The sequence below is a fragment of the Pseudoalteromonas sp. SG43-4 genome, assembly GCF_014164325.1.
GTDB classification, from domain to species: Bacteria; Pseudomonadota; Gammaproteobacteria; order Enterobacterales; family Alteromonadaceae; genus Pseudoalteromonas; species Pseudoalteromonas distincta.
The window spans coordinates 398815-412271 of record NZ_JACJFB010000001.1 but is presented as its reverse complement, the minus strand read 5'-3'; the positions used below and the strand labels follow the sequence as shown (position 1 = coordinate 412271).

The 13457-nt window shown below is 39.3% G+C and carries 15 protein-coding genes; 7 read left to right on the top strand and 8 right to left on the bottom strand.

Annotated elements, in window-relative coordinates; translation table 11 throughout:
• The first annotated feature begins 6 nt into the window (after positions 1-6).
• On the top strand, positions 7-969 hold the full coding sequence (locus tag H5160_RS01830; protein WP_182736522.1) for a zinc-binding dehydrogenase: 963 nt from the start codon (positions 7-9) through the stop codon (positions 967-969).
• Between the two features lie 62 nt (positions 970-1031).
• Positions 1032-1283 (top strand): DUF2999 family protein, encoded by a 252-nt coding sequence (locus H5160_RS01825; protein ID WP_007582532.1) that lies wholly within the window; start codon positions 1032-1034, stop codon positions 1281-1283.
• Between the two features lie 81 nt (positions 1284-1364).
• Here the strand turns inward: H5160_RS01825 and H5160_RS01820 are convergent, their stop codons facing one another.
• Positions 1365-1865, bottom strand: coding sequence for a fasciclin domain-containing protein (locus H5160_RS01820; protein WP_182736521.1), 501 nt, complete (start codon positions 1863-1865; stop codon positions 1365-1367).
• 182 nt (positions 1866-2047) lie between these two features.
• Between H5160_RS01820 and lepB the strand changes: the two genes are divergently transcribed.
• Positions 2048-2698, top strand: coding sequence for a signal peptidase I (gene lepB / locus H5160_RS01815; protein WP_182736520.1), 651 nt, complete (start codon positions 2048-2050; stop codon positions 2696-2698).
• Between the two features lie 183 nt (positions 2699-2881).
• Here the strand turns inward: lepB and metG are convergent, their stop codons facing one another.
• Positions 2882-4903: a methionine--tRNA ligase gene (gene metG / locus H5160_RS01810; protein WP_182736519.1), complete on the bottom strand. Its 2022-nt coding sequence runs from the start codon at positions 4901-4903 to the stop codon at positions 2882-2884.
• A 187-nt stretch (positions 4904-5090) separates the two neighbouring features.
• Between metG and apbC the strand changes: the two genes are divergently transcribed.
• The gene (gene apbC / locus H5160_RS01805) at positions 5091-6167 is read left to right on the top strand and encodes an iron-sulfur cluster carrier protein ApbC (RefSeq protein ID WP_182736518.1); all 1077 of its coding nucleotides are present in this window, start codon (positions 5091-5093) and stop codon (positions 6165-6167) included.
• A gap of 6 nt (positions 6168-6173) precedes the next feature.
• Positions 6174-6758 (top strand): dCTP deaminase, encoded by a 585-nt coding sequence (gene dcd, locus H5160_RS01800; RefSeq protein WP_002959670.1) that lies wholly within the window; start codon positions 6174-6176, stop codon positions 6756-6758.
• A 16-nt stretch (positions 6759-6774) separates the two neighbouring features.
• On the opposite strand, the gene H5160_RS01795 is transcribed toward dcd, so the two are convergent.
• Positions 6775-7560, bottom strand: coding sequence for a CLCA_X family protein (locus tag H5160_RS01795; RefSeq protein ID WP_033021010.1), 786 nt, complete (start codon positions 7558-7560; stop codon positions 6775-6777).
• A gap of 24 nt (positions 7561-7584) precedes the next feature.
• Positions 7585-8181 carry a tRNA-uridine aminocarboxypropyltransferase gene (locus H5160_RS01790; protein ID WP_182736517.1) on the bottom strand — a complete coding sequence of 199 codons (597 nt, stop codon included), beginning with the start codon at positions 8179-8181 and terminating at the stop codon, positions 7585-7587.
• 137 nt (positions 8182-8318) lie between these two features.
• Between H5160_RS01790 and H5160_RS01785 the strand changes: the two genes are divergently transcribed.
• The gene (locus H5160_RS01785) at positions 8319-8663 is read left to right on the top strand and encodes an Hpt domain-containing protein (protein WP_002959674.1); all 345 of its coding nucleotides are present in this window, start codon (positions 8319-8321) and stop codon (positions 8661-8663) included.
• 367 nt (positions 8664-9030) lie between these two features.
• On the top strand, positions 9031-10248 hold the full coding sequence (locus tag H5160_RS01780; protein WP_024597609.1) for a pyridoxal phosphate-dependent aminotransferase: 1218 nt from the start codon (positions 9031-9033) through the stop codon (positions 10246-10248).
• A gap of 66 nt (positions 10249-10314) precedes the next feature.
• On the opposite strand, the gene H5160_RS01775 is transcribed toward H5160_RS01780, so the two are convergent.
• Genes H5160_RS01775 through H5160_RS01760 form a run of 4 tightly spaced genes read right to left on the bottom strand, consistent with a single transcriptional unit; the run spans position 10315 to position 13268 of the window.
• Positions 10315-10782, bottom strand: coding sequence for a glycine zipper 2TM domain-containing protein (locus H5160_RS01775; RefSeq protein WP_182736516.1), 468 nt, complete (start codon positions 10780-10782; stop codon positions 10315-10317).
• Between the two features lie 55 nt (positions 10783-10837).
• The gene (gene lpoB, locus H5160_RS01770) at positions 10838-11458 is read right to left on the bottom strand and encodes a penicillin-binding protein activator LpoB (RefSeq protein ID WP_002959677.1); all 621 of its coding nucleotides are present in this window, start codon (positions 11456-11458) and stop codon (positions 10838-10840) included.
• Between the two features lie 11 nt (positions 11459-11469).
• Positions 11470-11895 (bottom strand): YcfL family protein, encoded by a 426-nt coding sequence (locus tag H5160_RS01765; RefSeq protein ID WP_002959678.1) that lies wholly within the window; start codon positions 11893-11895, stop codon positions 11470-11472.
• An 8-nt stretch (positions 11896-11903) separates the two neighbouring features.
• The gene (locus H5160_RS01760; RefSeq protein ID WP_024595111.1) at positions 11904-13268 is read right to left on the bottom strand and encodes a COG3014 family protein; all 1365 of its coding nucleotides are present in this window, start codon (positions 13266-13268) and stop codon (positions 11904-11906) included.
• Between the last annotated feature and the right edge of the window lie 189 nt (positions 13269-13457).

The window sequence follows — 13457 nt, the reverse complement described above, 5'->3', positions numbered from 1 at the left end:
GCAACAATGAAATATATTTCTCATGAAGATGGCAACCTTGCATTTAATGAAACCGAAAAGCCGGTTTTAAAGAGCCATGAAGTACTTGTTAAAGTTGCAGCAATAGGTGTAAACCGTGCAGACAGTATGCAGCGCCAAGGTAAATACCCAGCCCCTGCGGGAGATAGCCCTATTTTAGGTTTAGAATGTGCGGGTACAGTTACTGAGCTTGGAAAAGATGTAGATAAAAGCTGGCTAAACAAGCGTATTTTTACATTGTGCTCTGGTGGTGCTTATAGCGAATATGTAGCAGTTGATGCAAAACAGCTTATGGAATTACCCGATGATGTAACAATGGCTGAAGGCGCTGCAATAAGCGAAGTGTATTTAACGGCATTTGGCGCGTTATTTGAGCTTGGTAAATTACAAAAAGGGCAAACAGCGCTTATTCATGCAGGTGCTAGTGGTGTGGGCGGTGCAGCAATTCAAATGGCTAAAAGCGCAGGTGCTACCGTAGTTATTACCGCTGGTACGGATGATAAATGCCAACACGCAAAAGAACTCGGTGCCGATCATGCAATTAACTACAAAACCACCGACTTTGTAGAATATATGAAAGCAAATGAGTTAACAGCAAATGCAATTGTAGATCCTGTTTCGGGTAGTTACTTAAATAAAAATGCCGCTATTGCAGCCATGGATTGCCAAATTGTGATGCTTGCATTTTTAGATGGACGTTTTGCAGAGGTTGATTTTGCGGCGCTTTTACAAAAGCGTATTTCGTTTCATGCCTCAACGCTTAGAAATCGTAGTATTGAGTTTAAACGTCAGGTGCGCGACGACTTTGTAGCGCGTTTTTACAATGATATTGCCACTAAAAAGTACGACTTTAACTTGTATAAAACATTGCCTTGGAGCGACGCAAACGAAGCCCATGCTATTTTAGAGCGTAATGAAAACGCAGGAAAAGTGGTTTTACTTGTAGAGTAACTCTTTAATTTTAGGGTTTAGCCCATATACTAAGCCCTATAAAAAACACTTAAGGTTTAATAATGAATCCAATACTAGCAATACTTAAAGAGCACAATGTAAGCGACGAAAAAGTAAAAGCATTGTTTGAAGCGTTTACTCAAAACCCAATGATGGCAATGGCGCTTGTTCAAGAGCTTGGTATTCCGCCAGAAAAGCTACAGCAACTAATGGCAGTCGTGATGACTCAACCGCATCTTATTAAAGAAGCGACTGACGAACTTGGTTTAGATTTTGAAAAAGTAAAAGAAGCGAAAGAAAAACTAAATCAATAATTTGTTATGTCATGAAACAAAAATAAATAAAAAAGCATAAGTATTTACTTATGCTTTTTTAGTTGGCTTATTCTTTTATGACTACTCTTTTGGAAGTAGTACTGTGTCGATAACATGAATTACGCCGTTGCTTGCTTTTACATCAGCTTTTACAACTTTAGCGTCATTTATCATTACGCCCATGCTGTCGGCTTTAACCATAACTGATTGGCCTTGTAGTGTTTTCGCACTATCTACCTTCATTACATCGGCTGCCATCACTTTTCCAGACACTACGTGATAAGTTAATACCGCCGTTAGCTTATCTTTGTTTTCAGGCTTGAGTAACATTTCTACAGTGCCTTCAGGTAATTTAGAAAATGCAGCATCTGTTGGTGCAAAAATAGTAAAGGGTCCTTTACCTTGCAGTGTTTCAACTAAACCTGCGGCTTTAACAGCAGCAACAAGAGTAGTGAACGAACCATTTTCAACGGCTACTTCAACAACGTCTTTTTTCATACCGTGATGATCAGCATAAGCCGCTGAAGTAAATCCAAGGCTTGCAGTTGTAAACAATAATGCAGTAGTAATTTTCTTAAACATTTTATTTTCCTTTAAGTTAATACCCGTTGGTTTCGTTAAATGTTACGACGCTCTAAATTTAATCGATCATTTATATTTTGAGTAAACATGTTTTGTTACATCATTGATTGAACTGCAGCTAATTAGCAAAGTCATATAAACAGTTACTCAATTAAAGACTTGTTCAATTGAAGGGAATAGGCATGAAATTAGTTTATAAGTTTTGGAAAAATAACCGCTCTCTTATCGTATTTATTGCACTGATGAGCGTATTTAGAAGCGCTGTTGCCGATTGGTACGAAGTGCCAACAGGCTCAATGAAGCCAACAATTCAAGAAGGTGACAGAATACTTACCGATAAAATGGCCTACGATATTCGCGTCCCATTTACGCACATAAAATTACTAAAACTAGCGGACCCACAAACCGGTGATATTATTGTTTTTGACTCACAAGCTGCCGATAACCGTTTAATTAAACGTGTAATTGGTGTGCCAGGAGACACCGTTGCGCTTGAAAATAATGAGCTCATTATTAATGGTAAAAAACTTACTTATGCAGTTCAGCAAAGCAACATAGACTCGCTTGATAAAATCGAAGATTTAAACGGGTTAGCGCATTCGATAAGAGTGGCAAATATTCCTTCACGTTTATCGGGCTTTGATGCAATTACAATTCCTGATGATTATTATTTAGCAATGGGCGATAACCGCGACAATAGCGCTGACTCGCGTGTAATAGGTTTAATTCCGCGTAATGAGTTATTAGGAAAAGCAGAGCGCGTTATAGTGTCTCTTGATTACGATAACTATTACTTACCAAGAAAAGACCGCGTATTGAAAAAGCTCAATTAAATAAGATAATTAATTTTAGAGTTAAAATATAACTGCCTATTTAGGCAGTTTACTTATATATTTTTTTACAAGCTTGGTAAGAACACTACGCTCTTGTTCGGTATTTAATATACGACTAAACATTACTTTAGCCCATAAAAAAACCGCTGACATATCAGCGGTTTTTTTATTGTATGAATAATATTACATTACGCGCATACCAGGCTCTGAGCCGTCATCTGGGTTAAGAATATAAATTTCTTTTCCGCCAGGGCCTGCTGCCAATACCATGCCTTCAGACATACCAAAGCGCATTTTACGAGGCTTAAGGTTAGCAACCATAACGGTTAGCTTGCCTTCGATATCCTCAGGTGCATAAGCCGATTTAATACCCGCAAACACTTGGCGAGTTTCGCCGCCTAAATCAAGTGTTAGCTTAAGTAGTTTATCTGCGCCTTCTACGTGCTCTGCTTTAGCAATTTTAGCTACGCGTAGGTCTACTTTTGCAAAATCATCGAACTCAATCTCGTCGCTAATTGGCTCTTTTGCAAGTGGGCTGTTAGGGTCAATTGTTACTTTTGGTGCTAAGCTTTCTTTAGATTCTTCAACCATTTTGTTCACTTTATCCATTTCAACACGTTGCATTAACGGTTTAAATTTATTGATAGGGTGGCTTACTAGTGCATTTTGAACGCCGCCCCATGCAAGGTCGTCATTTAAAAACGCTTGTACGTTGTCTGCCATTCCTGGTAGCACGGGTTTTAAGTAAGTAATTAAAACGCGGAACAAGTTAAGACCAAGAGAACACACTTCGTGTGCTTCTTGTTGCTTAGTTTCGTCTTTAATTAATACCCAAGGTGCTGCGCCATCAATAAATTGGTTTGCTTTGTCGGCAAGCGCCATTATTTCGCGAATTGCGCGGCTGTAATCGCGGTTCTCGTAGTGTGTTGTAATGCTAGGTGCAGCCGCTTGAAACTCTGCTAACAGCTCTGGTTGCATAATAGTGTTGCTTAGCTTGCCATCAAACTTTTTAGTAATAAAGCCAGCACAACGGCTCGCTATGTTGACTACTTTACCTACTAGGTCTGAATTTACGCGCTGTGCAAAGTCTTCTAGGTTTAAATCCAGATCAACAATACCGCTACTTAATTTTGCTGCGTAGTAGTAACGTAAGTATTCTGGGTTTAAGTTATCTAAATAAGTACGCGCTTTAATAAACGTACCCTTTGATTTAGACATTTTTTCGCCATTTACAGTTACAAAACCATGAGCGAATACGTTAGTTGGCTTTCTAAAATTAGCGCCTTCTAGCATTGCTGGCCAAAATAAGCTGTGGAAGTAGATAATGTCTTTACCAATAAAGTGATAAAGCTCTGCGTCTGAACCTTCAGCCCAAAACGCATCAAAGTCGAGGCCTTTTTCGTCACATAGGTTTTTAAAACTCGCCATGTAACCAATAGGTGCATCTAACCAAACGTAAAAATATTTGCCTGGTGCATTTGGGATTTCAAAACCAAAATAAGGTGCGTCACGGCTAATATCCCACTGTTGCAAGCCATCGGTAAACCATTCGTCTAGCTTGTTAGCCATTTCTTGTTGAATAGTTCCCGAGTGTAACCACTCTTTTAGCATGCCTTCAAATGCTGGCAGGTCAAAAAAGTAATGCTCAGAATCTTTAAGTACAGGCTCAGCACCTGACATTACAGAACGCGGGTTAATAAGTTCGGTAGGGCTGTATGTAGCACCACACGAATCACAGCTATCGCCGTTTTGGTTTTCAGACTTACACGTCGGGCAAGTACCTGTTACAAAGCGGTCTGGTAAGAAAATACCTTTTTCTGGATCGAATAATTGCGAAATAGTGTGCTTTTTAATATGACCGGCATCGTTTAGGCGGTTATAAATAAGTTCGCTTAATTCTTTGTTTTCTTGGCTGTGGGTGCTGTGGTAGTTATCAAATTTGATATTAAAGTCAGCAAAGTCGCGTTGGCGCTCTATGCTCACTTGTTTTACCATTTCTTCAGGCGTGATCCCTTGCTTTTGCGCATTAAGCATAATTGGCGTGCCGTGGGCATCGTCTGCGCAAACATAATAAGCTTCGTGGCCTTGTAGTTTTTGAAAACGTGACCAAATATCAGTTTGAATATATTCCAATAAATGACCTAGGTGAGTAGGGCCATTTGCATAAGGTAATGCGCTGGTAATCAGGATCTTTCGCTGCGTCATAATCATTCCGAATTGAGGATAAAACGCCGTTTTTATTATACAAACGGCAATTATCATTAATTTATCTACAAGCTATCTGCTTAGAGTGCGCACAGCTTATGGATTTTTATTAATTGACTGGTGTTAATGCCCTGAATGTTACATAATTCCGTGGCACTTTTCATCAAAGAAACGCTATTTAATTGCTATGTTTGGACTGTCGAAACTATTCTCTTCTAAATCGGTGCAAAAACAACCGATTATAACTGCCTTAGCGGCATATCGTAGTGCGGCTTTTGCCGTCGGTATTGATGAAAGCTTCATTGATACTATTACTCAAAATGACGATAAATCACTACACATTAAATTAACTCTGCCATTTGCTGGGCAATCAGAAATGCCTTTAGTTGAGCAACACGTAAGTGAAAGCTCAAATGTGCCTGTAACAATTAGCGCCAAGGTTATCATTAAAGAGGCGGCTAAGTTTAAAGCAATTAAACATATTGTACTTATTGCCTCAGGCAAAGGTGGGGTAGGTAAGTCGACTACTGCTGTTAACTTGGCAGGCGCGCTTAAAAATGAAGGCGCAAAGGTGGGTATTTTAGATGCTGACATTTATGGCCCATCTATCCCTATGCTTTTAGGATTAGTGGGCGCAGAGCCCGTCACTAAAGATAACAAACAGCTACAGCCTTTTGATGCAAATGGCATTAAAGCGCAGTCAATTGGCTTTTTAGTTCCAAGCGATGATGCCACGGTATGGCGTGGACCAATGGCGTCAGGCGCACTGAGCCAGTTACTTAACGAAACCGATTGGGGCGAGCTTGACTACTTAATTGTTGATATGCCACCGGGCACCGGTGATATTCAGCTTACAATGAGCCAAAAAGTACCCGCTAGCGGCACTGTTATTGTCACTACACCGCAAGATTTAGCGCTAGCCGATGCGCAAAAAGGCATTGCTATGTTTAATAAAGTAAACGTACCGGTGCTTGGCTTAATAGAAAATATGAGCCACTACATTTGCACTCACTGTGGTGAAGCTAACCACGTTTTTGGTAAAGACGGTGCACAAAAACTGGCGCATAAGCACGGCGTGCCTGTACTTAGCCATATTCCACTTGCAATAGATATACGCGAGTATTCTGAGCAAGGTAAACTTATTGCAAGCGATAAGGACGCTACAATAAGCAAAACATACAGCGCAGCAGCAAGGCTAATAGCCAGCACGCTTTATTATCAACAGCATCACAATGCAATTGAAATTGTGATTACGGAAGATTAATAAATAATGAGACTTTCAGACACACATATTAAAGAATACTTAAGCGATGGCCGCATAGTTATTGAGCCTGCACCAACGAGCGAGATGATTTCAGGTGTAACGGCCGATTTACGCTTGGGTAATAAATTTAGAACGTTTAATGCGCATAACGCCGCATACGTCGATTTAAGTGGTCCAAAAGATCAGTTAAATAAGGCCATGGAATCGATCATGAGTGAAGAAATAGTGCTTGATGAAGGTGAAGCATTCTTTTTACACCCAGGTGAACTTGCACTAGCTATTACCCATGAAAAAGTAACTCTACCAGCAGATATAGTAGGCTGGTTAGATGGACGCTCATCGCTTGCGCGTTTGGGTTTAATGGTGCATGTAACCGCGCATCGAATAGACCCAGGCTGGAGCGGTAATATTGTTTTAGAGTTTTACAACTCAGGTAAATTACCACTGGCACTACGCCCACTGATGAAAATTGGTGCTATGAGCTTTGAAATGTTATCGGGCCCGTGTGAAAACCCATACAATATTCGTAAAGATGCAAAATATAAAGATCAAAGCAGCGCAGTAGCAAGTCGTATTAGTGACGATAAATAATCACCAAATATAGGCATTACTCGTCCATTTTATGAAGCGCATAACCCAGTAGTTCAAAGTACTGGTTAAGCGCTTCATTTGCTTTATTAATATGCTCACTATTTGGGTATATTAAATTACTACTTTTTAAGCCTCCCACCAAAAAGCTATTTTTTATATATGTGTGGCCTTCAATACAGGCTTCAAAACACCGTGCTGCAAGCTCTTCTGGCATGCTCATATAATTCATATTGTGGGCTTTATCGTGTTCTATACACGCTTGTACAAAGTTATTTGCATCAATACCATCTTCATCTAAAAATACATGTTTATAAAAACTGTTCAAAGCATTATTAAGTGGATGCGATAAATTAGGCGTGTTTGAAAGCCACAATTTTGAGGCAAAACCAAAGCGGGGTTTTGCTGCAAATAAGTGCTCGCTTATATGATGGTCAAACGCATGGAACCATTCATGAGCAAGTGCACCACCGCCTGCATTTTTTGCAAGAGCAAGTGTTTGAGAGGCTGCATTATAATGCGCTTGCACGCCTTTTTGACCACCATGGCCAAATGCAAAGTTAAGCTTCCCGCGCAGGCCAATTGCTTTAGGTGGTAAATGCAGTATTTGCGCAAGGTCGGCCAGTGCATCGTAAATTAAATTGGCGCTAATGTAGCGCTCTTCTTTAGTTACCCATTTACCAACGACCATTGACCTAAAGCCGAAGGTATCTCTTATATCGCTAAAGTCGACTTGGTCGTCAAAGCGATAGTCGGGTCCTTGGCGAGTAAAGCCACGTTTTAGTCTGTTAGGGTAGTTACGCATTGCAAGTTTCATATAGTAACGAATTTAATCTAAGTAACGTGCTTTTACGTGCTCGGGCATGTGTTGGGTTTGTTTTTGTATTAATTCATTAAGCGTATTATAAAGTGGTGCGGGATTTAGCTGCTCTATTAAAAACAAACTATGCGCTACAGCCTCAAGTGTGGATAGGCTGTCGGCCCGAGGGGCTTTACGAATAGCATAACGATTTTTAGGTAGCTGTTTAAAACTGACCGTTTTAAATTGATTTAGTAATGTGGTGAGCTGCAAAATTTTGTAGGCTTTTTTCCATGTACCATCAACCACGATTAAATGGGTGATTTTTTTTACATTTGGTTGCTCAGTGTTATCGTCTAAATTTACAGCGTGTTCGTTAGGGTAGAGTAAAACAGTTGAGCTTACTGGCAGTGTTTTTAGTATGGAAAAGTCATCATTATTTTCGCCTTTGATTATTTGGCAATCAGTTAGGCATAAATTGAGTAGTTTAGCGGTATTTTTTGCTATTTTTTCTTCACTCGGGTGCTGTAGAATAATAACCGTAACTTTGTTGTTTATATTTGTAATTGCATTGCAAATACAGGTGTTTATTGAAAAGTTACAATGATTACAAAGTGTGCGTGCCATTTAATAAACTTTTTGTTGCCAGTATGATCCTCGCAATTATACATTTATAAGGTAATTAAGTTGGTTTTTTTTACGCATCAATATAAAGTAGTACTATTAAACTGTAACTTACATGGATTGTTTTAAGGGCTTAAAATATGACAGAAATAAATATTGATACATCAGCATTAGAGAGTATGGAATCGTTATTGGGTGAGCAGTTTGCTGATACACTTGATTTTTGCTGCTCAGAGTTTGAACGTTTAGGCTCAGAAGTGTTAGCAACCATTGGTAAAGATAAAGAAGCAGCTATTCGCCACTCTCATAGCTTAAAATCGAATGCGGCGCAGTTTGGTGCTTCAAGCCTTGCTGAAGTATCGCGTGTTATTGAACAAAATTTAAACCTAGATAACTTAGCTGAAGCTATCGACGCATCTAATAGCTTAATGGCTCAAGTAACAGGCTCTCAAGCTAAGCTAAATGAATGGTTAGCATCTCGTTAATTATTGAAGCTGAAACGTGAATTTATTTCAGTATTAAGCACCTAAATTGACTGGCATTTTACGCCTTTACTAGGTTAGTCTAAAGACTCACTAGGGCGTGTTGATCTTTCGGGATTGAATTTGCAACGAGTGTCTGGTTTTTAGGTTAGGCAGAGCCTATGCAGTGTGGTTTTTCCACATAAATAGGCGATAACAACACATAAAGTCCAAACACGCATTGCCCAGAGGGTTCTTCCTAGGGGCTATTTTCTCTTTGTTACTCAATTTTTACTTAGCCCACTAGGTTACAAATCTCGCGCCGCGATTAAATCGCCCCTAGGTTGAACAAATTTAATCCATAAAGTCAATACGCCCTAAAGAGGTAAAAATGTCTGATATTAAAAAGAGTCACAAATTAGAAGGTGTATGTTATGACATTCGTGGGCCGGTTTTAGCACAAGCTAAAAAGATGGAAGACGAAGGTCAAAAAGTATTAAAATTGAATATAGGTAATCCAGCTGCTTTTGGTTTTGATATGCCAGAAGATATGCACCGCGATATTATCCGTAACTTATATTCAGCCCAAGGTTACTGTGACTCTAAAGGCCTCTATTCAGCCCGCGTGGCTATTTATCAGCACTACCAACAACGTGGATTACATAATTTAGATGTAGATAGTATCTATATTGGTAATGGCGTAAGCGAACTTATTCAGATGATCACCCAAGCGCTATTAAATAATGGCGATGAAGTGCTTATTCCAGCTCCTGATTATCCACTTTGGACTGCTTCTGTCACATTATCGGGTGGTAATCCGGTGCATTATTTATGTGATGAAGAGCAAGATTGGTTTCCGGATATTGCAGATATAAAAAGCAAAATAACGTCTAAAACTAAAGCTTTGGTATTAATTAATCCTAATAATCCGACAGGTGCGGTTTACAGTGATGATTTGTTAATGCAATTAATTGATATAGCGCGTGAACATAAACTGCTGTTATTGAGCGATGAGATTTACGAAAAGATTTTATACGATGGTATAACGCATACTTCAATCGGCTCACTGTGTGATGATGTACCAATCATTACTTTTAATGGTTTAGCAAAAACCTACCGTGCAGCGGGGCTAAGAATGGGGTGGATGGTTCTAAGCGGTCGTACCTCGGTAATGGATGATTTACGCAAAGGTCTTGAAATACTTTCATCTATGCGTTTGTGCGCAAATGTACCTGCGCAATATGCAATTCAACAAGCGTTGGGCGGCGTGCAATCAATTGATAATTTAATTAACCCAGGTGGGCGCTTATACGAGCAGCGCGATATTGCATGGCGCGGGTTAAACGCTATTGAAGGTATTAGTTGTAAAAAACCAAAAGGCGCGCTCTATGCGTTTGCCAAAGTAGATACAGCACTTTTTAACGTTAAAGATGATGAAAAGATGATGTACGATTTGCTAAAAGCCGAAAAAATATTACTTGTACATGGCAGGGCGTTTAATTGGCCCGAGCCGGATCATTTTAGATTGGTATTTTTACCAAGCAAAGATGATTTATCGGATGCGATGTTAAAAATGAAGCGTTTTTTTAAAGACTATCGTCAAGTATAGTTATTTAAAAAATAAAAAAACGAGCCAAATTTGGCTCGTTTTTTACTTTAGTCATGAATATATTGGCTAATACGCTTTATCTACACGCACCGTGTTGTCGTTCAAGTACACTAATCTTACGTTATCGCCTTTGCTAAAGCGCATTGATTGGTCTTGATCTTGAACAACCATAAACTGGTCGCCGTTTTCAACTTGTATTAATAACTCTACAAAATGATTTTGCTGATAATGACTTTGCTGCTGCCTATTGTGTGCAACACTGCCGCCAATTACCGAGCCTAATATTGTTGCTACTGTGCGGCCGCTACCGCCACCAAACTGGTTGCCTAAAACACCACCGAGTAATGCACCGCCGAAGGTTTTCCAGCCGTTGTTTTTGTCTTGAATGATTTCTTGTTCGGTAATATTGCGTACCGATTTTACGTCACCAAATAAAACTTGCTGCACAGGGACTGCTTTATTGCGCTCGTATTGAGCAAAAGTTGGCGCGCTCACACTAAGTAGGGCACACATTATTAATATTATAGCTTTCATAATAATCTCCTATTGGTAGCCTTTATGGGCTTATTAGCCCGTAAAGGCTTAGTAACTACCAACCAAATGTCGATTTTTCTTTAGTTTTACGAATTTCAGTTTCGTCAGCCCATTCTACAAGGCCGCTTTCCATATCCATTAAGCGCATTGTAAATTTGTAATAAACATCTGATTTATCAGCGTTTGATTTAACTATGCTCGATAAATTTCCGTACAACATATATTGCGCGCCAATTTGTTTACCAAATGCAACGGCTGTTGCAGGGTTAACAAGGGCATCTTCGTTTTGAAACGTTAATTGCTCACGTACTGATTCAACACGCGTCATATCTACAAAACGGAATTTACCACTGCGTAGCATTTGCGTTGAGATTGAATCGGTGATTGATTCAGTATCAATGTGCTCACTAGTTTTGTTTTTAATACGCTCAACAAATACTACAGGGCGTTTATTAGCGGTCATTGTGCCAACAACGGGTGAGCTGAGTAATGAATCGGTCATTTGGCTAGCTACTTTTTGTAAATCGGTAGAGCCAAAATTAATATCGGTTGTTTCTACTGCTTGTGCATCGCCATAACTTACTACGGCTTTATTAGCACAGCCACTTAATACTAAAGCGCTCAAGCCAACTAAAGCGTAAGTTGATACTGTTTTAAATTTGTTACTGATGATCATGGTTGTTTCCTTTAATCTTTAAATTCTTGTGATTCGGTAGACACTTCTCTTACTGCTAAAGAAAAGGTAACCGCATCAGAGCTCGGTGCTAAGCCCGGTAATTGTGTTTTTGCAAAACCAAATAAGGTGAGTGCTTGCCAAGGTGAATGGTTGCCTTTAATTACAAAGCCGTCTTTATCAAACCAATTAAATTGATACTGTAAATATTGTGATTTTTTATACTGGCTCGAAAGTGTCACTACTACATCGGTTAACTGGTTGGTTTGACGTGTTTTCACATCAGTAATGGCCAGCTTTTTACCAAGCTCTGGGTTATCTACACGTAATTGCTCATTAAACTGGTTTTTATTTTGTTCAACAGAAATACCCGATGTAACCGGTTGGCTGGAACATGCACTGAGCATTAAGGCTGCTAATAATGGCGCTATGTATTTCATGATGGCTCCTAAAGTTGAACTACGTGGTAATTAAAGTAGTTATTAATAGAGGTTAAGTAAATTAACGTTAACCCTTGCTTACTAATGGTAAAATTTATGGGTGCTTGTGTGCCTATATGCACAGAATGCTCACCTGTATTTAGGCTTTGCCTTGCGACACTTATTTGATTTGGAAGTGTAAGCCAGCTGCGTGTATCAGCTTGCTCAGACGCCAAATTATAAATATTAGCAAGTATGTTACCTACATCACCGGCACTGCGAGCAAGTTCTGCCCGTACTTTCTCTTTGGCTACTAATCTGAGTACTTGGCGAGCGACTTTTGCAGGTATTTGATCTTCTAATGTTTTAGCTGCAAGTGCCTCAATGTGTACCAGTGGGCTAAGCGCCAAGCTTTGTGCATCTATATTTATATTGTTAAGGCGGCGCACATAGGCATTATCTTTATATACCGGCATCGCCAAGCTGTAAAAGCGTGCATCGCCACGTGATGAATAAATTGGCAAGCGCAGTTTAAATTCATCTTGTTTTGGTACTAATCCTTGTTCAAATAAAACAATTACTTCGCCTTGTGATGAAGAAATAGTGGGCGTATCGCCAAAGCGTTTTTTAAATTCATTTAGATCTTGGTCAAACCCTTGTTTTTTAGCAAGGCGCATTACATCTTGCTGTAAATAAATATTGTTAGGTTGTATAGCCAATGCTTTTTTATAATCGATATAGGCGTCGTCGTATTGTTTAGCACTTTGGTAAAGCAAAGCAGATAAGTAAAATGTGTAGGCATTTTGAAAGCCATTTTTTATGTTTCTGGTTACATTGCTCATGCTTGGGTAGTGTTGCTGAGCTTCTTTAACGGTTGAGTCTACTTCTGCTTCATTCTCGCTAAGCGCATCAACTTGTACTTTATTAGCTCGGCGAATTTCGACCAATGCGCCTTCAACATCATTTTTATACACGTAGTTAAGTGCTTTATAACTATGAAGCATGCTCATTTCGTAAGCGGGTGGCACATAAGTTATTGCTGAGTCGTTGGTAAATAAAGCGTTACTTTGTTCAAGGCCCGCACTAACTTGTATTTTGGCGGCTTCACGCTTTTTTTGCATTTGCGTATACACGTTCTCAAATTTACTTTGTGCATCATCTGGCGTATTTGCTAAGTCGTTTAAACGAGCTTGCTCAAGTTGGTTGAGTAAGTAGCTGCTGTGCAGGGTGCTATTATTAGCAATAAGGGATTGCGCTTCTTCGATGTTATTTTTCTCGATCGCATTTCTTATTGGTGTCATTTGCGTGGCATAGTCATTAAATAGGTCATTAAAACCCATTGTGCTACACCCACTTAAAATAAAACAAAAGCTTAAAATTATACTGCGGCGCACTGAGCACTCCTCTTAATTTACCTGTATACATTAACATACTATTTTTAGCTAAATGTGTGAAATATTGTAAAAAATCGTAGAGTAAAACTGCCTGCTAATAAAGAAATATAAAATGACATTAGTGAACAAAGTGTGAATTTTTTTTGGTTTATTATCAACTACACTGAAATAGTATTTTCGCTTTAGCGG